General features: G+C 62.3%; 23 protein-coding genes and 2 pseudogenes. 16 read left to right on the top strand and 9 right to left on the bottom strand.

Annotated features, from left to right (window positions below; translation table 11 throughout):
- Positions 1 to 15: 15 nt before the first annotated feature.
- The 3 genes from JQ600_RS10785 (at position 16) to JQ600_RS10775 (ending at position 1,968) form a co-directional block, all read left to right on the top strand.
- On the top strand, positions 16 to 384 hold the full coding sequence (locus tag JQ600_RS10785; RefSeq protein WP_212391583.1) for a YciI family protein: 369 nt from the start codon (positions 16 to 18) through the stop codon (positions 382 to 384).
- Entirely contained in the window at positions 381 to 1,655 is a 1,275-nt protein-coding gene (locus JQ600_RS10780) for an RNA polymerase sigma factor (RefSeq protein ID WP_212391584.1), read from the top strand. Before JQ600_RS10785 ends, JQ600_RS10780 begins: the two co-directional genes overlap by 4 nt.
- Positions 1,656 to 1,752: 97 nt before the next feature.
- Entirely contained in the window at positions 1,753 to 1,968 is a 216-nt protein-coding gene (locus JQ600_RS10775) for a hypothetical protein (RefSeq protein WP_212391586.1), read from the top strand.
- On the opposite strand, the gene JQ600_RS10770 is transcribed toward JQ600_RS10775, so the two are convergent.
- The gene (locus JQ600_RS10770; RefSeq protein WP_212391588.1) at positions 1,969 to 2,265 is read right to left on the bottom strand and encodes a hypothetical protein; all 297 of its coding nucleotides are present in this window, start codon (positions 2,263 to 2,265) and stop codon (positions 1,969 to 1,971) included. It abuts the gene before it with no gap.
- Positions 2,266 to 2,346: 81 nt separating this feature from the next.
- Positions 2,347 to 2,772: a globin family protein gene (locus tag JQ600_RS10765; protein WP_211999484.1), complete on the bottom strand. Its 426-nt coding sequence runs from the start codon at positions 2,770 to 2,772 to the stop codon at positions 2,347 to 2,349.
- Positions 2,773 to 3,423: 651 nt separating this feature from the next.
- Between JQ600_RS10765 and JQ600_RS10760 the strand changes: the two genes are divergently transcribed.
- The 3 genes from JQ600_RS10760 to JQ600_RS10750 are packed head-to-tail and all read left to right on the top strand — an operon-like array spanning position 3,424 to position 4,882.
- Entirely contained in the window at positions 3,424 to 3,849 is a 426-nt protein-coding gene (locus JQ600_RS10760) for a DoxX family protein (protein WP_212391614.1), read from the top strand.
- A 24-nt stretch (positions 3,850 to 3,873) separates the two neighbouring features.
- A complete protein-coding gene (locus JQ600_RS10755) occupies positions 3,874 to 4,410 on the top strand; it encodes an SRPBCC family protein (protein ID WP_212391590.1) in 537 nt (178 codons plus the stop codon).
- 55 nt (positions 4,411 to 4,465) lie between these two features.
- Positions 4,466 to 4,882: a VOC family protein gene (locus JQ600_RS10750; protein WP_212391592.1), complete on the top strand. Its 417-nt coding sequence runs from the start codon at positions 4,466 to 4,468 to the stop codon at positions 4,880 to 4,882.
- Positions 4,883 to 5,004: 122 nt separating this feature from the next.
- Here the strand turns inward: JQ600_RS10750 and JQ600_RS10745 are convergent, their stop codons facing one another.
- Positions 5,005 to 5,436, bottom strand: coding sequence for a hypothetical protein (locus JQ600_RS10745; RefSeq protein ID WP_249133455.1), 432 nt, complete (start codon positions 5,434 to 5,436; stop codon positions 5,005 to 5,007).
- A 69-nt stretch (positions 5,437 to 5,505) separates the two neighbouring features.
- Positions 5,506 to 6,294 (bottom strand): SDR family NAD(P)-dependent oxidoreductase, encoded by a 789-nt coding sequence (locus tag JQ600_RS10740; protein ID WP_212265577.1) that lies wholly within the window; start codon positions 6,292 to 6,294, stop codon positions 5,506 to 5,508.
- Between the two features lie 153 nt (positions 6,295 to 6,447).
- Here JQ600_RS10740 and JQ600_RS10735 point away from each other — a divergent pair, with 153 nt between their 5' ends.
- Entirely contained in the window at positions 6,448 to 6,831 is a 384-nt protein-coding gene (locus tag JQ600_RS10735; RefSeq protein ID WP_312011107.1) for a cupin domain-containing protein, read from the top strand.
- Between the two features lie 125 nt (positions 6,832 to 6,956).
- On the opposite strand, the gene JQ600_RS10730 is transcribed toward JQ600_RS10735, so the two are convergent.
- Together JQ600_RS10730 and JQ600_RS10725 are read right to left on the bottom strand one after the other, a co-directional pair.
- Positions 6,957 to 8,624 (bottom strand): PAS domain-containing methyl-accepting chemotaxis protein, encoded by a 1,668-nt coding sequence (locus JQ600_RS10730; protein WP_212466997.1) that lies wholly within the window; start codon positions 8,622 to 8,624, stop codon positions 6,957 to 6,959.
- 273 nt (positions 8,625 to 8,897) lie between these two features.
- The gene (locus JQ600_RS10725) at positions 8,898 to 9,392 is read right to left on the bottom strand and encodes a helix-turn-helix domain-containing protein (protein WP_212391596.1); all 495 of its coding nucleotides are present in this window, start codon (positions 9,390 to 9,392) and stop codon (positions 8,898 to 8,900) included.
- Positions 9,393 to 9,485: 93 nt separating this feature from the next.
- Here JQ600_RS10725 and JQ600_RS10720 point away from each other — a divergent pair, with 93 nt between their 5' ends.
- From JQ600_RS10720 to JQ600_RS10690, 7 genes are all read left to right on the top strand, one after another.
- The gene (locus tag JQ600_RS10720; protein WP_212391597.1) at positions 9,486 to 10,037 is read left to right on the top strand and encodes a dihydrofolate reductase family protein; all 552 of its coding nucleotides are present in this window, start codon (positions 9,486 to 9,488) and stop codon (positions 10,035 to 10,037) included.
- A 71-nt stretch (positions 10,038 to 10,108) separates the two neighbouring features.
- Positions 10,109 to 10,762, top strand: coding sequence for a glutathione S-transferase family protein (locus JQ600_RS10715; RefSeq protein ID WP_212391598.1), 654 nt, complete (start codon positions 10,109 to 10,111; stop codon positions 10,760 to 10,762).
- Positions 10,763 to 11,134 carry a nuclear transport factor 2 family protein gene (locus JQ600_RS10710; RefSeq protein WP_212391599.1) on the top strand — a complete coding sequence of 124 codons (372 nt, stop codon included), beginning with the start codon at positions 10,763 to 10,765 and terminating at the stop codon, positions 11,132 to 11,134. It begins immediately after the preceding gene.
- A gap of 142 nt (positions 11,135 to 11,276) precedes the next feature.
- The gene (locus JQ600_RS10705) at positions 11,277 to 11,693 is read left to right on the top strand and encodes a YciI family protein (RefSeq protein ID WP_212391600.1); all 417 of its coding nucleotides are present in this window, start codon (positions 11,277 to 11,279) and stop codon (positions 11,691 to 11,693) included.
- A 127-nt stretch (positions 11,694 to 11,820) separates the two neighbouring features.
- Entirely contained in the window at positions 11,821 to 12,246 is a 426-nt protein-coding gene (locus JQ600_RS10700) for a YciI family protein (RefSeq protein WP_212391602.1), read from the top strand.
- Between the two features lie 175 nt (positions 12,247 to 12,421).
- On the top strand, positions 12,422 to 13,150 hold the full coding sequence (locus JQ600_RS10695) for a TetR/AcrR family transcriptional regulator (protein ID WP_212391603.1): 729 nt from the start codon (positions 12,422 to 12,424) through the stop codon (positions 13,148 to 13,150).
- 106 nt (positions 13,151 to 13,256) lie between these two features.
- Positions 13,257 to 13,742, top strand: a complete 486-nt coding sequence (locus JQ600_RS10690) for a DUF2852 domain-containing protein (protein ID WP_211999528.1) — start codon at positions 13,257 to 13,259, stop codon at positions 13,740 to 13,742.
- Between the two features lie 162 nt (positions 13,743 to 13,904).
- On the opposite strand, the gene JQ600_RS10685 is transcribed toward JQ600_RS10690, so the two are convergent.
- Entirely contained in the window at positions 13,905 to 15,068 is a 1,164-nt protein-coding gene (locus JQ600_RS10685) for a mandelate racemase/muconate lactonizing enzyme family protein (RefSeq protein ID WP_212391605.1), read from the bottom strand.
- A 148-nt stretch (positions 15,069 to 15,216) separates the two neighbouring features.
- Between JQ600_RS10685 and JQ600_RS10680 the strand changes: the two genes are divergently transcribed.
- Positions 15,217 to 16,110, top strand: coding sequence for a LysR family transcriptional regulator (locus tag JQ600_RS10680; RefSeq protein ID WP_212391607.1), 894 nt, complete (start codon positions 15,217 to 15,219; stop codon positions 16,108 to 16,110).
- A 52-nt stretch (positions 16,111 to 16,162) separates the two neighbouring features.
- On the opposite strand, the gene JQ600_RS10675 is transcribed toward JQ600_RS10680, so the two are convergent.
- Complete coding sequence (locus JQ600_RS10675; RefSeq protein WP_212391608.1) at positions 16,163 to 16,681, bottom strand: GNAT family N-acetyltransferase; 519 nt, start codon at positions 16,679 to 16,681, stop codon at positions 16,163 to 16,165.
- A 31-nt stretch (positions 16,682 to 16,712) separates the two neighbouring features.
- Between JQ600_RS10675 and JQ600_RS10670 the strand changes: the two are divergent.
- Positions 16,713 to 17,534 (top strand): annotated as a pseudogene (locus JQ600_RS10670) (hypothetical protein); the annotation flags it as partial.
- On the opposite strand, the pseudogene JQ600_RS37575 reads toward JQ600_RS10670, so the two are convergent.
- A pseudogene (locus JQ600_RS37575) lies at positions 17,451 to 17,678 on the bottom strand (hypothetical protein); the annotation flags it as partial. The pseudogenes JQ600_RS10670 and JQ600_RS37575 overlap by 84 nt on opposite strands.
- Positions 17,679 to 18,625: the final 947 nt, after the last annotated feature.

Raw genomic sequence — 18,625 nt, 5'->3', positions numbered from 1 at the left:
GGAGATGCGGGTCGCATGCTGTACGCCATCCTTTGCTACCACGACGAAGATTTTACGGGTTCCTGGACCAAGGAACAGGACGCCGCGGTCATGACGAAACTGCGGGTCGTGCAGGACAAGCTCACCAAGCAGGGCCGGCTCGGCCCGGTGGCGCGGCTGTTGCCGACCACGTCGGCGACCACCTTGCGCAAGGACGATCCGCCGGTCGTGATCGACGGCCCCTATGCCGAGACCAAGGAGCAATTGCTCGGCTTCTATGTCGTCGATTGCGAGAATCTCGACGCGGCGCTCGATGTCGCGCGGGATCTCGGCAAGGCCAATCCCGGCGGTGCCTATGAGATCCGCCCGGTCGGCATGTTCACGCCGGGGAGTGTGCCGAAATGACCGACACCGCCTGGATCGATAGCGCGCTGACCTCGGCGCGCCCCCAGGCGGTCGGCGCGCTGCTGCGCTATTTCCGCAATCTCGACACCGCCGAGGAAGCCTTCCAGAACGCCTGCCTGCGAGCGCTGAAGAGCTGGCCGCAGAATGGCCCGCCGCGCGATCCCGCGGCGTGGCTGATCATGGTCGGGCGCAACGTCGCGATCGACGACATCAGGCGAGGCCGCAAGCAGGAGCCGCTGCCCGAGGACGACCACGCGATCTCGGATACCGGCGACGCCGAGGAGCAACTCGCCGAGCGGCTCGACGGCTCGCATTACCGTGACGACATTCTGCGGCTGCTGTTCATCTGCTGCCATCCGGATTTGCCGGCAACGCAGCAGATCGCGCTGGCGCTGCGCATCGTCTCGGGCCTCTCCGTCAAGCAGATCGCGCGCGCTTTCCTGGTTTCGGAAGCCGCGATGGAGCAGCGCATCACCCGCGCCAAGGCGCGCGTCGCGGATGCCGATGTGCCGTTCGAGACCCCGGGCGCGGTGGAGCGCACCGAACGGCTGGCTGCGGTAGCCGCGATGATCTACCTGATCTTCAACGAGGGTTATTCGGCGAGCGGCGATACCGCCGAGATCCGCAGTCCTTTGTGCGAGGAAGCGATCCGGCTGGCGCGGCTGTTGCTGCGGCTGTTCCAGAGCGAGCCCGAGATCATGGGGCTGACCGCGCTGCTGTTGCTGCAGCACGCGCGCGCCGCGGCGCGGTTCGATGCCGACGGCGCGGTGATCCTGCTCGACGACCAGGATCGCACGCTGTGGAATGGCAAGATGATCGCCGAGGGGCTGGCGCTGATCGACAAGGCGATGCGCCATCGCCGCAGCGGGCCCTATCAGATTCAGGCGGCGATATCCGCCCTGCATGCCCGCGCCGAAAAGCCTGAGGATACCGACTGGACCCAGATCGATCTGCTGTATGGCGCGCTCGAAATCATGCAGCCGTCACCCGTGGTGACGCTCAACCGCTCTGTCGCCGTTTCGAAGGTGAAAGGTCCCGAAGCCGCGCTGGACATGATCGAGCCGCTGGCGGCGCGGCTGTCGAATTACTTTCATTACTTCGGCGTGCGCGGCGCCTTCCTGATGCAGCTCGGGCGCAACGAGGAAGCCCGTGTCGCCTTCGACCGCGCCATCGCACTGGCCAACACCTCGGCCGAAGCCGCCCACATCCGCATGCATCTCGACCGCCTGATGCGCGACAGCAAGCCCCGCGGCGCCAAGGCCGGGAAATAGCCTCGTTCCGCGCGGCGTCAGGCCATCCGGCCTCCCGGATTTGAACCGCGCCCTAACGCCCCGCGACCAATCGGCAACGGTGGAGCACGGGCTCGTGATGATCGGTATTCTGCGAAAAGTCGCTTTCGGCGAACCTGCCAGCGCGAGATTTTTCTGCCTGCGCTGGATCGCCCGGCCGCTTCTGTTCGCCTTGCCCGTTCCTGTCGTGGCGGCGTGGTGTGACATCCAGCCAAGCTGGAACATCTTCGTGTTCACGTTGTTCTGCGTGGCCTGGTCTGATTGCGTGGACGGAATTGGAAAGCAGGATCGATAGCTAGCGCCTGGAGGACGGCTTCCGCTTGGGCTGAAGCGCCGCTGGAAACGGCGCGCTGACCACCGAATCAATCTTGTCGCAAATCGTCTTTCCAAGGCCGCAATAATAGCGTGACGCGGCGAGCGCATTCCTGACCCGGTTGTCGCGCCGCGCCATCTTGATGATCTTGTCGACCAGTTGCGGCGGCGCGACATGAAGCAGGGACGCCAGATCGCCCCGGCCGATCTCCGCTTGCTCCTCGAGGCTTGCGCCGCGCAGGGCGATCAGGATCGAATCGAGCTCCAATTGCGGATCCATGTCCTTCCACTCTCGTTCGAGATGAACGGACCTATGTCGCCTCAACCTCGCCCGAGGTTCGACAAGCAGCAGCGGCGCCGGTCATGCGGCGTTCGGAACCGTCTTCGCCGCATTGCGCATCACGCCGGCAACCGCCGTGTATGCCGCGATCCAGGCGTCCTGCACAGGCGGTGTCCACGCGGTTTGCAGGCCTTGTTCGAGCGTCCACAGCAACGCGGCGCCGACCGAATCGTAATGCTTGTCGAGGACGCCGTACGCGACATGTTTCCTGCCGAGCGTTTCCAGCACCGGGATCAGCGGCGCGAGGTTGTCGAGACCGCCGATCACGGTCGCCAGTGCCTGCATCAGCTTCTTGCGCTGCTCCGGCATGTCGGTGCTCTTGAACATGGGGCGCGTCGAGGGGTCGATTTCGAACAGCCGGCCGTAGAACAATGTCGCGGCGGTATCGGCGATCGGGACCACGAGGCTCCAGGTCGTTTTGACAAGCGCTTTCTGGTCGGGGGTCATGGTCGTGCTCCAGAATGAATGATCTGCAATGATTGGTCTTCGATGAATTTTGTTGGCCGTGCTTTCGCTATCAAAAGCTGCGCGGAAGCTGCGATCGCAATTAACCCTGCTGAGAATATGCAGCCGGGAGATGGCGTTCCCTCGCCGGCGCTTGCGCAGTCAGGACGCGACGCAGGCCGTTTGCAACAGCAGAATAAATTGCTGCCGCGAGATTTCCGGCACCGCCGCCGATGACGATCATCGCGTAGGACATCGAGTCCTCAGGCCGGGTTGTTTTGACAAGCGTCGTTTGTTCGCAGGACATTGGTCGTGCTCCAGAATGGATGGGTTTTGCCGGGGGTGGCTGTTTCGATTGACAGCCGTTAGTCGCGCCTTCGCGATGAAAGGTTCGTGCCAGGCGCGCGGTTATTTCAATCGCATGTCGCTGATCGCACGCATGAAATCGGCCATGGTGATGTGTGCCATCTCGATCAGAGATGCCCTCGCCAGAGACTGCGTTGGCGGCGTGCTCCGTCGATTCATGTGGCCCACCTCCCATTGCTTGTGCGGCGTGAGGTGCGGCCGCTGAAAAAAGTTCGGCCCGCCTGTCTGTTTGCGTCAGGCTCGTTCGTCCTGGAATTGTGCAAATGACAGGAGAAAGCCATGTCCACCATGTCTGCGATTGCCGAGCCCGCGCCGGTCGCCAAAACTGCCCGCTTGATCGGCCGTACTCTCTCCGGCCTGGTCATCGTGTTCCTGCTGTTCGACGGCGCCATCAAGCTGGTGCCGTGGCCGGTCGTCACGGAAACGATGGACAAGATGGGTTATGGTTCGAGCGAAACGCTGGCGCGCAGCCTCGGCATCATCACCATCGTCTGCACGGTGCTGTATTCGGTACCGCCGACCTCGATCCTCGGCGCCATCCTGCTGACCGGTTATCTCGGCGGCGCGATGGCATCCCATGTCCGGATCGACAGCCCGCTGTTCACCCACACGCTGTTCGGGCTTTATCTCGGCCTGATGGTATGGGGCGGGTTGTGGCTGCGCGATCCGGCCTTGCGCAATTTCATTCCTTTCCGCCGCCGACCTGCATCATAATCACCAGCCCGTACGGAGACTGACATGCTCGACATCATTGCCATCGTCGCCGTCGTACTGGCGATTGCCATCGCCGCGGTGCTGATTCTGGCCGCGACCAAGCCGGATACGTTCCAGGTCCAGCGCGCGATCAGCATCAAGGCGCCGGCGGACCGGATGTTTCCGCTGATCAACGATTTTCACCAATGGCGCAGCTGGTCGCCCTATGAGGACAGGGATCCGGCGCTGAAGCGCACCTATGGCGGCGCCGACAGCGGCAAGGGCGCGGTCTATGCCTGGGACGGCAACAAGAATGTCGGGTCCGGCCGCATGGAAATCCTCGAAACGTCAGTGCCCTCGAGGATCCTCATCAAGCTCGATTTCTTCAAGCCGTTCGAAGGTCACAACACCGCCGAATTCACAATGCTGCCGCAGGGCGATGCTACCCATCTGACCTGGACGATGACCGGGCCCGCCGTGTTCCTGTCCAAGGTGATGCAGGTGTTCATGAACCTGGACCGCATGATCGGCAAGGATTTCGAGACTGGTCTTGCCAATCTGAAAAAGCTCACCGAGAAGTAGCGTACGTTCATCGCAAATTCGTTCACGCCAAATCTGTCCACCCAAGGAGCCAACGATGCAGGTCAATCCCTATCTGTTCTTCAACGGAAATTGCGAGGAAGCACTGAAGTATTATGAAAAAGTGCTCGGCGCCAAGGTTGACGCGATGATGCGCTATGAAGGCGGGCCGGCCGACATGCCGACCCCGGCGGAATGGAAGAAGAAGATCATGCACGCCAGTTTCACGGTCGATGGCGAGGTGGTGATGGCCTCCGATGCATTTCCCGGCGACTTCCATCAGCCGCAGGGTTTTGCGGTCGCGCTGCAGGTCGATGATCCCGCCGATGCCGAACGCCGCTTCAAGGCATTGGCCGATGGCGGCACCGTGAAGATGCCGTTTGCCAAGACCTTTTTCTCCAATGGTTTCGGCATGTGCGTCGACAAGTTCGGCACGCCCTGGATGGTCAACTGCCCGGCAGATATGCAGTCATGATGGTGGGTAATTGACGTTGTAGGGTGGGCAAAGGCGCACTTGCGCCGTGCCCACCATCTACGTCGCGCAGGGATTGGTGGGCACGCTTGCGCTCTACCCATCCTACAAAGCTACAAAGCCCTTCACCTGCACGACGGGTAAATCGCGGCGAGTTCGCGCCCGCGCAGCAACAACATCCGCGACGTCAATCCGCCGCGGCGGCTGATCCAGTTACGGACCGGCTCCGGATAGGCTTCCAGCACCGCCTGCGACGCTTCCGGTTCGGCATACATCCGGCCGCGGCGGTCGATCGAGCGCGCGCCGTGGAAGCCGAGCACGGCGCGGCGCGTCACGCAGATGCGCTCGTTCGGCACCGTGCTCAGCACCAGCGTGCAGGCCGACAGGCATGGCCCGTCGATCACGACGCGCTCGCCGGACGCGCGCAGGCGCTCGAACAGGTCGAGAAACGGGCCGACCTGTCCGCCGGGGCTGGCGAGGATGCGCACCTCGGCACGAACAGGTGAAACCGCAGCGCACAGCGCCGCCGCAACAGCAATTGCCTTGATGAGCGCCATTCGCATGTGCGGCTCCTTCGTCCCGGAGCTGTTGAATTAGTCAACGTTGGCGCGTCCGGCAAGGCTCCGTCAGCCGTTCCTTCGTTCCCCGCGCAGCGTCGGCAAGCCGATGCCGGCGGCATCAAAACCGCCGTCGACGGCCAGGACCTGCCCGGTGATGTAGCTGGAACGGTCGCTGCACAGGAAGAACACCGCTTCCGCCAGTTCTTCTTCGAGGCCATAGCGATTGAGCGGAATGGCATCGTGGTAATCGGCGCGGATTTCCGGGGTATGAACCGCCTTCGCCATCGCGGTCTCGACCGGGCCTGGAGCGACGGCGTTGACGCGGATGCCGAGCGAAGCCAGTTCGACCGCGAGCTGCTTCGTCAAATGCGCAAGTCCCGCTTTGCTGGTGCCGTAGGCCGAGCGCAGCGTGGAGGCGCGCACCGCCGAGATCGACGTGATGTTCACCACTGCGCCGCCGCCATGTTCGCGCATCAGGGGGGCTGCGGCCTTGGTGCAGATAAATGGCCCGGTGAGATTGACCGCGAGGATCCGGTTCCAGTCCTCGTCCGATGTCTCGAGCAGGGGTGCGAACACCGCGACACCTGCGTTGTTGACCAGCGCATCGAGCCGGCCAAAACGCCCGATCACATTTGTCATCGCGGAGGCCACCGCGCCGGCATCGCTGACGTCGCAATGCAGCGCCAGCGTGTTGTCGGGATCGGCCAGCGCCGCGACCGCGCCACGCAGCAATTCGCCCTCGATGTCGAGCAGCGCCACCCGCCAGCCATCGGCGAGAAAGCGTTTTGCGGTCGCAAGCCCGATGCCACGCGCGGCGCCGGTGACAAGTGCGACTTTTGATAGGGAAGGAGGCATGGAGGGGGTCCGCTGGTGATTGATTCTTTCGCTCTATACCCCACGCCGCTCATTGTGTCTCGAACCTGCCGGCAGCCCGCGCTTGCATGCTGCGCCGCATCCGGCGCACGTTCTCAAACCACGCGAGGTCACGGCAACCGAAAGGGTCCGGCAATGATGGTGGTCGACGTCAGGGATATGCCACCGGAGCAATGGCGGCTGGGAGTGGAAACCCGCATGCTGGTTTCGGCGCGCAACGGCGCGGCACATTTGTGCATCTTCGAGCAATGGATCGCGCCCGGCGCCGGCGCCCCGACGCATTCGCACCCCGTAGAGGAGGTGCTCACCGTGCGCGAGGGCGAGGCCGAGATGTGGCTCGGCGAGGAACGCAGCATCGTCACGTCGGGGCAATCCCTGATCGTGCCGGCCGGGCAACTGCACGGCTTCCGCAATTCCGGCACCGACATGCTACACATCCATGCCGTGCTGGCGTCGCCAATCTTCGAGGCCACGGTGGAGGGCTCAACGGAAGTGACGCGGCGGTGGGACCAGGTCTGAGCGAACGCCCCCCTATAAAAAAGCCGGCACCGCTGCGCTTCTGCGCCTGCGGTGCCGGTTAAGCTCGCCTTCGGGATGGCTCCCGAAGGCTGATTGAGCCGATACGAGGGGCTGGCTGTCCCGTATCAGGCCAATTCGGCGGAGGCGCGCTGCATGTTGGACGACATGTCCGATGTGACAGCGCTCTGCTCTTCCACGGCGGCGGCCGTGGAGGCGATGAACTCGTTGACGCTGGCGATGGCCTCCTTGATGGCCGTGAGCGAGCCCACGACTTCGCTGGCGACGCCGTTGAGCTGTTCGATCTCCTTCGAGATCGTGTCGGTGGCGTGCTTGGCCTGATTGGCGAGGTTCTTGACCTCGGAGGCCACCACGGCAAAGCCGCGGCCCGCTTCGCCCGCCCGCGCCGATTCGATGGTGGCGTTCAGCGCCAGAAGGTTGATCTGTCCGGTGATGTTGCCGATCAGCTCGACGATCCCGCTCATGGCCTGCGAAGCGGCGCTGAGCTTCACGGCTTGCGCGTCCGCGGCTTCGACCCGGGCGGTCGCGTTCGCGGCATTCGCCTTGGACTTGGTCATGGTCTCGGAGATTTCGCGGATCGAGGCGCTCATCTCCTCGCTGCCCGCCGCCACCGACTCGATCAGGCCGCGGGCGTTCTCGGCCTTCTTGCGCGCGATCGCCTGGGCGGTGATGTCGGTCGCGTATTTCACCACCTTGAACGGCTTGCCGTTGAGGTCGAGGATCGGATTGTAGGACGCCTGGATCCAGATTTCGCGGCCGCCCTTGGCGATCCGCCTGTATTCCGCCGCCTGGTACTGGCCGCGGTTGAGATTTTCCCAGAATTCGCGATACGCCGGTGCGTTACGCTCGTTCGGATCGACGAACATGCCGTGATGCTTGCCCTGGATTTCCGGCAGCGAATAGCCGAGCGCGGCGCAGAAATTCGGATTGGCGGTGCGGATGGTGCCGTCCATGTTGAATTCGATCACGGCCTGCGATTTTACGATCGCGGAGATCTGGCCGTCATTGTCGGCGGCCTTCAGCTTTTGCGCGGTGACGTCGGTGGCGAACTTGACCACCTTGAACGGTTTGCCGGCCTCGTTGAGGATCGGATTGTAGCTGGCGAGGATCCAGATTTCCTTGCCGCCCTTGCCGAGGCGCTTGTATTCGGCGGCTTCGTACTGGCCGCGGTTCAGCCGCGCCCAGAACTCGCGATAGGCGGCGCTGTCGCGCTCTTCCGGGACCACGAACATGCTGTGGTGCTTGCCTTGGATCTCGTCGAGCGGGTAACCGACCGCGCCGAGGAAGTTCTCGTTGGCGGTGACGATGGTGCCGTCCATGTTGAACTCGATCACGGCCTGGGCCCGGCCGATCGCGGCGATCTTGCCGGCGTCTTCCATGCTGTGGATCTTTTGCGCCGTAATGTCGGTCGCAAACTTGATGACCCCGACCGGCTTGCCGCCGCTATCGAGGATCGGATTGTAGGACGCCTGGATCCAGATCTCGCGGCCGCCCTTGCCGAACCGCTTGTATTGCGCGGCCTGGAATTCGCCGCGGTTCAGCCGCGCCCAGAATTCGCGATAGGCCGCGCTCTCGCGCTCGGCCGGATCGACGAACATGCCGTGATGCTTGCCCTGGATTTCGGCCAGCGTGTAACCCACGGCGCCGAGAAAATTCGGGTTCGCGGTGACGATGGTGCCGTCGAGCTTGAACTCGATCACGGCCTGCGACTTGTTGATGGCAGCGGCTTGGGCAAGCGCGCTTTGGGTGTTTGCTTTCTTTTGCAGATTGAACACGTGAGGCTCCGCGCGCTGTTTAAAAATGGATGGCTGATAATTCAGTACGGGAAAAAGTTGCAGATACCCGTTTATCAACGGTAAACCATCTCGCTCGCCAATGTTTCGCCTGATGAAATTCGTGCGACGCGCTCCCCGGTGTGAACTTCGTAGGCGCCTTCATCCATCACGATAATTTGTCGTGTGTGCACGTTGATGGGCAGAGTGAAGGCCTCCGCCCAAGCCTGCCGGCCTACGTATTCATACGGAGCGAATTCTTGAGCTTTTTGAACGTTATGTCCGGTTCACGACACTCTCATACGCCGCCTGGAGCCGCTCACCGACCGACGGACCCTTCCTGCGCCGGACCTGACCCAGATGCGTCTCGCGCAACTCGTCCATGAACTCTGCCCACATTTTAGGCCCGCCCTCGCTGAGCAGCCTGGCGCGGATGCCGAGTTCTTCGGAAACCGGGAGGTATTGGTAACCCCAGGCCGCCATCTGCGCGAGGACCGGCAGCAACTCGATGCCCTGTTCGGTCAGCGAATAGATTCCCTTCTGCTTGTGGCTGGGATCGTCCTCGCGGGTGATGATGTCGGCGTCGAGCAACGTCTTCAGCCGGTCGGCAAGGATGTTCGAGGAGATGCCTTCCTCGGACTTGGTCAATAGCTCGCGAAAATGCCGCCGGTTGCCGAACATCATGTCGCGGATGATCAGCAGGCTCCATTTGTCGCCGACCACTTCCAGCGTGAGGTTGATCGGGCAGCCGGAGCGTCGATCGTCGGTCATGGAAGCGTCCCCGAAAAACTGCTTGCAATATTGCACCGGTTGGCTCAGGCTACAACCAGTTGCAAATCGCAATCAGTTGGCAGGAGCGACGGGATGGCAAAGCTGATCATGTGGAACCTGATGACGCTGGACGGCTTCGTCGAAGGGCCGAACCGGGACATCTCCTGGCATGAAGACGTCTGGGGCGAAGAACTGGAGCGATTGTCGATCGAGCAGCTCACCGCCGCCGGCGGATTGCTGTTCGGCCGCGTCACCTATGAGCTGATGGCGAACCATTGGCCGAATGCGACCGGCGAAGTCGCCGACTTCATGAACGCGGCGCCGAAATACGTGTTCTCGCGCACCCTGAAACAATCCGGTTGGAACAACACGCGGATGTTCGCGGACGATGTGGCTGATACCGTCACCAAATTGAAGCGCGATGCGCCGAAGGATATCTTTCTGTTCGGCAGCGCCGATCTGGCGTCGCACCTGATCCCGCACGGCGTGATCGACGAATTCCGCATCGCGCTGAACCCGATCATCCTTGGCGGCGGAACGCCGTTGTTCAAACAGGGCGCGCGGATCAAGCTGAAGCTGCTGGACAGCCGGGCGTTGTCGACCGGGATCGTGATCCTGCGCTACGCACCCGCCGCTCCGAAATAATTCGGAGCAAATGTCGGCCTGCCAAACCCTGGTCCGTCTTGCTGACGTGCCCAATACACTCCGGAGTCCAGATGTCACTGACCCTGCATTTCCACCCGCTGTCATCGTTCTGCTGGAAGGCGCTGATTGCGCTGTACGAGATCGGCGTTCCGTTCACGCCTAATCTGGTCGATCTCGGCAATCCGGCCGAACGCGCCGCGCTGCTGAAGCTGTGGGGAATCGGAAAATTTCCGGTGCTGCAGGACGAAGCGCGAGGCCAGATCGTCCCGGAATCGAGCATCGTGATCGAATATCTCGACCGCCATTATCCCGGTCGCACGCGATTGATTCCCGATAATCCCGAGCGCGCCTTGCAGACCCGTCTGCGCGATCGCTTCTACGATCTCTATGTGCATCTGCCGATGCAGAAGATCATGGGCGACCGGCTTCGCCCCGATGGCAAGCAGGATCCGCACGGCGTCGAGGAGGCGCGGGCGCAGTTGCGCACTTCATACGCGATGATCGAGCAGCAGATGATCAGCGGCACCTGGGCGATGGGCGAAGATTTTGGCCTCGCCGACTGCGCCGCGGCGCCGTCGCTGTTCTATGGCAGCATGGTGGTGCCGTTCGGCGACGGCGAAACAAACCTCGCCGCCTATCTCGAACGCCTGAAGGCCCGGCCGTCGTTCGTACGGGTGCTGAAGGAGGCCGAGCCCTATTTTGGCATGGTGCCGAAGGAGCGCTGAATGAGCGCCGCAAGCAAGACCGGGATCATCCGCAACCTGTTCGCCGCCTATTTGGCGAACGACCGCGCGGCGGTCGAGGCCGCCTTCACCGACGATTTCCGTTTCACCAGCCCCTATGACGACGAAATCGACAAGGCGAGCTATTTCGCGCGGTGCTGGAAGAACGGCGACTGGATCGAACGACAGGATATCGAGCGGATCATGGTCGAGGGCGAGGCGGCGTTTGTGACCTATCGATGTGTCGCCAAGGAAGGGAAAAGTTTCCGCAATACGGAGTTCTTCGCTTTTGCGGGCGACAGGATCAGGCGCATCGACGTCTATTTCGGCGCGACCTATGAAAACGGCGCCTTCGTTCGCCAGGGCGACAGCTAAGTCCCTCCGATCCCATCTGGTCCGCGGAAAATGGCCTTCCAAAATAATTTCGGAAGCCATGTCGGTGCCGCAAAACCCGGTTCGTCATGTTGACGAGCGATAGTACCGGCCGACCGGCCAGACAGACAAACGGAGCGAAACGATGCGATTCATGGTGATTGTGAAGGCGAGCAAGGATACCGAATCCGGCGTCATGCCGAGCACGGAAATGCTGACCGCGATGGGCAAGTTCAACGAGGAACTGGTCAGGGCCGGCATGATGGAGGCGGGCGAGGGCCTGCATCCTTCTTCGAAAGGCGCGCGGGTCAAATATCAGGGCGGAGAGGGCAGTGCTGCCAAGGGGCCGTTCCCTCTGACCAGCGACCTCGTCGCCGGCTTCTGGCTGATCAACGCCAAATCGCTCGATGAGGCGATCGCGTGGATGAAGCGCGCGCCGTTCGACGGCGGCGCCGAGATCGAAATCCGCCAGGTGTTCGCGGCCGAGGATTTTGGCGAGGCCTTCACCCCCGAACTGCGCGAGCAGGAAGATCGCCTGCGCGCGCAGGCGGGAAAGAAATAAGTTCAACACCGTCATTCCGGAGCGGCTCGTAAGAGCCGAACCCGGAATCTCGCGCTGCAATCTCCAGATTCCGCGTTCGATGCTTCGCATCGCCCCGGAATGACGCCAAACCGAACAGGACCCCACCATGCGATTCATGATGCTGATGATCCCCCTGGGCTATGAGACCGCGGCGCCGGACGTGCAGCTCGATCCCGAGCGCGTCACGGCGATGATGAAATACAATGAGGCGCTGAGTGAAGCCGGAGTCCTGATCGCGCTCGACGGGTTGCACCCGCCGTCGATGGGCGCGCGGGTGTCGTTCGCGACCGGCATGCCTGTCGTCACCGACGGTCCCTTCACCGAGGCCAAGGAAGTGCTTGGCGGCTACTGGATGATCGACGTCGCGTCGCGGGAGGAGGCGATCGCCTGGGCCAAGAAGTGCCCGGCTTCCGAGAACGAGATCATCGAAATCCGCCAGGTGCAGGAAATGGCCGATTTCTCGGAGGAAGTGCAGAAGGCAGCCAAAGGCTTCGAGGAGTTGCAGACGGGAAATGCGCACAAGGCGCGGTGAGGCGCTGGAACCTCTCCCGGCTTGCGCTCGCTTCTTCCGTTTTTTGGTTCCAGACGAGCGAAGCACGCCGTTTGAGGCGGTGGAGCAGCTTGGACCCACGCATTTCCGCCTGTTAACCTTCCTGAACGCTCAAAATAAGTGACCTTTATAGCCAACTCATGTAAAAGCCTTTCACATGAGTTGGCGCAAGGAAGAGCGCCGCGCCGAGCGCGGCTACCATCATGGCAATCTGAAAGAGGCGTTGCTGCAGGCGGCGCTCGGCCTGATCGCCGAAAAGGGCGCGGCCGGTTTCACCTTTGCCGACGCCGCGCGCATGGCCGGCGTCAGCCCGGCGGCGCCCTACCGGCATTTTCGCGATCGCGACGAATTGCTGTCCTCGATCGCGCAGCGCGGCTTCGAGCAGTTCGAGGCGCTCTTGCTGCAAGCCTGGGACGACGGCCGCCCCGACACCGTCACGGCGTTCGAGCGGCTCGGCAAAGCCTACCTCGCCTTCGCGCGCAATGAGCCGGCGTTCTACTCGGCGATGTTCGAATCCGGCCTTCCCGTCGATCTCAGTCCCACATTGCAGGCGGCGAGCGAACGCGCCTTCGCGGTGATCAGGGCGGCAGCCGAGCGCCTCGCTGCGCTGGTGCCGCCGGGCATGCCGCGGCCGCCGGCGATGATGATGGCGCTGCACATCTGGTCGATGTCGCACGGCGTGGCGTCGCTGTTCGCCCGCGGCGATGCGGCGCGCCGCAAGCTGCCGATGTCGGCCGAAGATCTGCTGGAAGCCGAAGTGCTGATTTATCTGCGCGGTCTCGGCTTCCCGACCGATCGCAGGCCTGCCGCGAAGGACCCGGCAGACCCGAAGCCGTCAGGCCCGCCGCCGGTTCCGCCGGCGGGTCCTTGGGGCTCTCCAAAATAATTTAACGACGGCCGCTTGCCGCCCGCTTGACAAAAAACGTGGATGGTTTAGGTATGTAAATGTTATTTACATTCACAACGGCGTGATCGCCGTCATGGAGAGGGAAATGGCCTACACCGCAGATGTCAATCGATGGCGCGGCCCCGCTGAAGAAACCAGTCGGCCCCCGCATATGCTGGATAGCCCCTGGCATCCTGGCTGGATCGCCGTAACCATCCTCGGCTTCATCATCTGGTGGCCGATCGGGCTTGCCCTTCTCTTTTTCACACTCGGGAGCAGAAAAATGGGTTGCTGGAGTCACCAGGATCGCTGGCAGAACAAGATGGAGCGGATGCAGTACAAGATGGACCGGATGCGCGGCCGCATGGAGCGCCGTGGTTTCGGCTTCGGCGGTTTCGGCCCGCCCTCGAGCGGCAACCGCGCCTTCGACGAATACCGCACCGAGACGCTGCGGCGCCTCGAGGAAGAGCAGGTCGAATTCCGCGACTTCCTCGATCGCCTGCGTCACGCCAAGGACAAGGAAGAGTTCGACCAGTTCATGGCGCAGCACAAGCCGCGTCCGACCCCGCCGAACGATCAGCCGCAAAGCTGAACTTCCAGTCGTGAGCTAACGCCTCGGGCGATGTGCCCCCATAGCGCCTGAAGGCTAACGAGCCGCCCGTTTGTGATCAGCACAGACGGGCGGTTTGCTTTGTGCCGATACGCGGCGTCTTGCAGGTTTGGTCGGAAGCCTTGTAACTCACGGCCGATCTCGTCATTCAGCCAGTTCGCGCATCACCTTTATCAGGTCGGATTTGCCCTCAAAGCCGATGCCGGGAAGGTCGGGCATCACGATGTGGCCGTCCTGGACGCGAACGGAGTCGGGAAAGCCGCCATACGGTTGAAAGAGGTCCGGGTAGCTCTCATTGCCGCCGAGGCCGAGACCTGCCGCGATGTTCAGCGACATCTGGTGTCCGCCATGGGGGATGCAGCGTGACGGCGACCAGCCATGCTGTGCCAGGACATCGAGCGTCCGCAGATATTCGACAAGCCCGTACGACAGCGCGCAGTCGAACTGCAGCCAGTCGCGATCCGGCCGCATGCCGCCGTAGCGGAGCAGATTGCGCGCGTCCTGGTGCGAGAAGAGATTTTCGCCGGTCGCCATCGGACCCGGATAGAATTCCGACATGGCGGCTTGTAGAGCGTAGTCGAGCGGATCGCCGATCTCCTCGTACCAGAACAGCGGGTAATCGCGCAGCATCTTCGCGTAAGCGATCCCGGTCTCGAGATCGAAACGTCCGTTGGCGTCGACGGCAAGCCGCGCTTCCGAGCCAATCTCCTTCAACACGGCTTCGATCCGTCCGCGGTCCTCGTCGATCGAGGCGCCGCCGATCTTCATCTTCACCACGTTGTAGCCTCGGTTGAGATAGCCGCGCATCTCCGTCTGCAGCGCCGAATTGTCCTTGCCCGGATAGTAGTAGCCGCCTGCCGCGTACACGAAGACACGTGGATTGGCCTCACGGCCCTTCTTTTCGGCGAGAAGGCGAAACAGCGGCTTGCCGGCGATCTTCGCGACGGCGTCCCAGACCGCCATGTCGAGCGTGCCCACCGCCACCGAGCGCTCACCATGCCCGCCCGGCTTTTCATTGGACATCATCGCTGCCCAGATGCGATGCGGATCGAGGTTGGTGCCGGCGTCGTCGAGCAGGCTTGCAGGCTCGGCCTCGATGATGCGATTGCGGAAGCGCTCCCGGATCAGGCCGCCCTGACCATAGCGGCCATTGGAGTTGAAGCCGTATCCGACGACGCGGCGACCGTCGCGCATGACATCCGTTACCACGGCGACGAGGCTCGCCGTCATTTTCGAGAAGTCGATATAGGCGTTGCGGATCGGAGAGGCGATCGGCTTGGTGATTTCGACGACGTCGACGATACGCATGATGTTTTCCTTCCATCGGCCGTTGTTTGGAGGCGCTGGTCATGCTGATAACGACAGCAGCAAGCCCGTTCGGAATGGCTAGTATGGCTGGATTTGCTTCAAGGCCAATGCTATTACCTGAATTGGTTATGTTGATACGGCATTACCAATGGAACTGATCTGGTTCGAGGACTACCTGGCGCTTGCCGAAACCCTGAACTTCTCAAGGGCGGCCGAGGCACGCCACGTCACCCAGCCGGCCTTCAGCCGCAGAATTCGCGCGCTCGAAAGCTGGGTCGGCGCTGACTTGTTCACCCGCACGACGCATGGCGTCGCGCTGACCCCGGCGGGCGAACATTTCCACAATCAGGCGGAGATACTGACCCGCGCGGTGCATCAACTGCGCCGCGACACGCTGGAAGTTTCCGGCAGCACTGCAAAGCTCTTGTCGATCGCGGCGACCCACGCTCTCTCCTTCACATTTTTTCCAAAGTGGGTTCGCGGCAATGAAAGGGTTCTGGCGCTTGGGAATCTCAACCTGATTTCCGACAGCATGCAGGCGTGCGAGCAGATGATGCTGCGCGGCGATGCGCAGTTTCTGCTTTGCCACCACCACCGGCAAATGAGCAGCCGGCTCGAGTCCCGCCAGTTCAGGAGCATCGTGGTCGGATCCGATACGCTCGTTCCACTCAGCGCGCCCGGCAAAAATGGAGCTCCGCACTGGCGGCTTCGCGGCGGCAAGCCGGTCAAATACCTTGCCTATAGTGCGCAGTCGGGATTGGGACGCATCGTGGCCGCCCAATGGGGGACGAAAGACCGAGCCTTTGCGCTCGAAACGATCTTTACGTCCCATCTGGCTGCGACCCTGCTGTCGATGGCGCGCGCTGGAGACGGCGTGGCCTGGCTGCCGCGGACTTTGGCCGAAGAGGACATTTCTGCCGGACGACTGGTTGAAGCGGGCGCTGCGGATTTGCAGATCCCCATCGAAATTCGTCTTTTCCGCCCCGTCGCCCGACAAAGCCAGGCCGCCGAGTCGGCATGGGCTGCCTTTGAACAGTCCTGACGATTCGTGGACGGATTGCTCCTTGCGCAGACCGGCACCATCCGTCGCCGCCTCAAAGTAGTTTGGTGAAATGGAAACGGCGAATGCCGCCGCCCAGCGTCTTGTTGCTGGCCGCGATGGCGACCTCTTCGCGCACCAATTGATATCCGGCGTTTCGATAGAGTGACAGGGCGTCGCCCTGTAACTCTGACGTGCTCAAGTCCATCCGGAGCCGGTTGCGTCGTCGGCACTCGTCTTCCGCGAAACCCAGCATTTTTCGTGCGATGCCCCGACGCCGGGCATCGGGATCGACATACATGCGGCGCAGTTCCATCGCCTCTGTCGATGACGGTTCAAGTCCGAACATCCCGACGACTTTCCCTCCCTTGACCGCTACCCAGAAGCCGCCCTGCTTTCTGCCGTAGTAGCTGCTGATCTGATCGATCTCTTCCCTGAGAGAAGCCGCGATATAGTCTTCAAATGCCTGCTTCATCGGAGGCGGCGCCAACAGCCGGTTGACCCTGACAAACAGGTCTTGCACCTGCGCGGCATCGTCGATCCTGAACGGGCGGATATCGATCACTGATTCCATCCGGGTCCGCCTCCACACGGCGCACCAAAGAATGAAAGATGGCCGGTTGCCGCCAATATCGGGTGCTGCGCCATTGCCCGCAACCGGTCCGACGCGGCCGGAAGCGACGCTGCTTGCGCTGGCGGAGGTCCCTGGACTGCTTATATTCGCGCCGATGCTGCACTTGGAGCCAACGGCGATGACTGAGAATGCAATCACACCGGTCGACCAGCTCTGGCTGTCCGTCCGCCACGAGGCGGAAACGGCGCTCGCCGTCGATCCCCTGTTCGGCGCCTCGCTGTCATCAGCGATCCTCGATCATTCCGATCTTGGCAGCGCGATCGCCCATCAGATCGGTGAACGGTTCGGCAAGCGCGCGGACGACCGCGAGCAGTTCGCCCGCATTGCCCGCGAGGCCTTTCACGCCGCGCCCGACCTGATCGAGGCGGCGAGCCGCGATCTGCAAAGCATCGCCGTTCGCGATCCCGCGATGAATCGGCTGCTGCCGCCGCTGCTCAACTTCAAGGGCTATGTCGCGCTGCAGGCCTGGCGCGTCTCCAACTGGCTCTGGCGTCACGAGCGCACCGACCTCGCGCTAATGCTGCAAAGCCTGTCGTCGGATTCGCTGCAGGTCAGCATCCATCCTTCCGCCTCGATCGGCACGTCGGTGTATCTCGATCATGCGACCGGCATCATTATTGGCGCGTTTGCCGTCATCGGCGACGAGGTGACGATCCTGCAAAATGTCACCATCGGCCGGAAACAGGCAATGCCGGGCCGCACGCCCCGGATCGGCCGCGGCGTGCTGCTCAGCACCGGCGCCACGATTTTGGGTGACGTCAGCATCGGCGACTTCGCCAAGATCGGTGCCGGCGCGCTCATCGAGCAAGACGTGCCGGCCGGATGTACCGCCGTCGGCATGCCGGCGCGATTGACGAACTGCCCGCAGCCGAAGATTTCCGCCTGAGCAATGCGTTTGCGCAGGGACGCGCCGGGAACTGCGTCGCTCCGCGCGCAAGCACTATCTCGTGCAGAGGGTGCGACAAAACAACCCGACGGGCAAATCAGTTCCGATTATCGGAAACCGTGTCAAGCCCCAGAATAAAAAACATTTCTGTTTACCGGAAGTAAAATCAGGGGCATATTCCCGCCATCCCGTCCCACTCAGAGGGCGTCGGCCGTCGTCACGGACGTTGGACGGGTTGCGGTGGACGCTGATGTCGCGAAGACGTAACGCGACAAAAGCGTACGGCAAAACCGTGTGGTCCTGGCGCCCGTTGCTGGCGTCAAGCCGTCGGAGAAGCGCAAGCGGAAACGGCGGTGACGGAGTCAACCAAGAACTCGTCTCCGGGGAGATCACGGCATAAGCCGTAAAGCCATTGCGCAGGGAAGGCCGGGTGTTCTCCGCTGCCCTGTATGCTCGTGTGCAGCATTTCTTGTGCTAACCGCACACGGGACCGCGGGTGCAGCGCGCACCCGGTCTTCCCTGCGCCCTCTTACGAGAGGGCGGGAAGTTTCTGGCAAAGCTCGGGCGTAATGCGTCGCGAGAAGGTGAAAGTGCGTTTAGTGCACGGTACAACGACAAACACCGCCGTCGTCCCGGCCTTGAGCTCAGATGCGCAATTGCGCATCGGGGGACCCATACTCCGCGGCCCATCGGTTGGAGCGCTGGCGTTAGGGACCTTCTGTAAACAATAACTGCCGCGGCGTATGGGTCCCGGCTGAAGGCCGGGACGACACCGAGCAAGACCCTAGGGAGGGGCCTCGGGAACCCGGTTCCAGCCCCCATAACCGCCCGGCCTGCCTTGATTTCCGGCAGCCAAAATCTCCTTTGGTAACCTCGCATTAACCAAGATTAGCGTCTGGTTAGGGACGTAAAGACGCGCGGATAGCCCTCGTTTTGACACGTTGGCAGGGGAAGCAGGACCCGGCTTTGGACGGGCCCCCCATGCGACACCAATGAGG

Origin of the sequence: Bradyrhizobium sp. AUGA SZCCT0176 (assembly GCF_018130145.1) — a bacterium.
Lineage (GTDB): Bacteria > Pseudomonadota > Alphaproteobacteria > Rhizobiales > Xanthobacteraceae > Bradyrhizobium.
This window is presented reverse-complemented; position numbering and strand designations above follow the sequence as displayed.

Bases quoted from the DNA above. Each gene is read 5' to 3' on its own strand.
- JQ600_RS10755 (WP_212391590.1), top strand. From the start codon at position 3,874: ATGCTCGACATCATTGCCATCGTCGCCGTCGTACTGGCGATTGCCATC.
- JQ600_RS10705 (WP_212391600.1), top strand. From the start codon at position 11,277: ATGCGATTCATGGTGATTGTGAAGGCGAGCAAGGATACCGAATCCGGC.
- JQ600_RS10725 (WP_212391596.1), bottom strand. From the start codon at position 9,392: ATGACCGACGATCGACGCTCCGGCTGCCCGATCAACCTCACGCTGGAA.
- JQ600_RS10760 (WP_212391614.1), top strand. From the start codon at position 3,424: ATGTCTGCGATTGCCGAGCCCGCGCCGGTCGCCAAAACTGCCCGCTTG.
- JQ600_RS10690 (WP_211999528.1), top strand. From the start codon at position 13,257: ATGGCCTACACCGCAGATGTCAATCGATGGCGCGGCCCCGCTGAAGAA.
- JQ600_RS10775 (WP_212391586.1), top strand. From the start codon at position 1,753: ATGATCGGTATTCTGCGAAAAGTCGCTTTCGGCGAACCTGCCAGCGCG.
- JQ600_RS10735 (WP_312011107.1), top strand. From the start codon at position 6,448: ATGATGGTGGTCGACGTCAGGGATATGCCACCGGAGCAATGGCGGCTG.
- JQ600_RS10740 (WP_212265577.1), bottom strand. From the start codon at position 6,294: ATGCCTCCTTCCCTATCAAAAGTCGCACTTGTCACCGGCGCCGCGCGT.
- JQ600_RS10675 (WP_212391608.1), bottom strand. From the start codon at position 16,681: ATGGAATCAGTGATCGATATCCGCCCGTTCAGGATCGACGATGCCGCG.
- JQ600_RS10720 (WP_212391597.1), top strand. From the start codon at position 9,486: ATGGCAAAGCTGATCATGTGGAACCTGATGACGCTGGACGGCTTCGTC.
- JQ600_RS10710 (WP_212391599.1), top strand. From the start codon at position 10,763: ATGAGCGCCGCAAGCAAGACCGGGATCATCCGCAACCTGTTCGCCGCC.
- JQ600_RS10685 (WP_212391605.1), bottom strand. From the start codon at position 15,068: ATGCGTATCGTCGACGTCGTCGAAATCACCAAGCCGATCGCCTCTCCG.
- JQ600_RS10745 (WP_249133455.1), bottom strand. From the start codon at position 5,436: ATGGCGCTCATCAAGGCAATTGCTGTTGCGGCGGCGCTGTGCGCTGCG.
- JQ600_RS10700 (WP_212391602.1), top strand. From the start codon at position 11,821: ATGCGATTCATGATGCTGATGATCCCCCTGGGCTATGAGACCGCGGCG.
- JQ600_RS10780 (WP_212391584.1), top strand. From the start codon at position 381: ATGACCGACACCGCCTGGATCGATAGCGCGCTGACCTCGGCGCGCCCC.
- JQ600_RS10770 (WP_212391588.1), bottom strand. From the start codon at position 2,265: ATGGATCCGCAATTGGAGCTCGATTCGATCCTGATCGCCCTGCGCGGC.
- JQ600_RS10765 (WP_211999484.1), bottom strand. From the start codon at position 2,772: ATGACCCCCGACCAGAAAGCGCTTGTCAAAACGACCTGGAGCCTCGTG.
- JQ600_RS10750 (WP_212391592.1), top strand. From the start codon at position 4,466: ATGCAGGTCAATCCCTATCTGTTCTTCAACGGAAATTGCGAGGAAGCA.
- JQ600_RS10680 (WP_212391607.1), top strand. From the start codon at position 15,217: ATGGAACTGATCTGGTTCGAGGACTACCTGGCGCTTGCCGAAACCCTG.
- JQ600_RS10695 (WP_212391603.1), top strand. From the start codon at position 12,422: ATGAGTTGGCGCAAGGAAGAGCGCCGCGCCGAGCGCGGCTACCATCAT.
- JQ600_RS10715 (WP_212391598.1), top strand. From the start codon at position 10,109: ATGTCACTGACCCTGCATTTCCACCCGCTGTCATCGTTCTGCTGGAAG.
- JQ600_RS10785 (WP_212391583.1), top strand. From the start codon at position 16: ATGCTGTACGCCATCCTTTGCTACCACGACGAAGATTTTACGGGTTCC.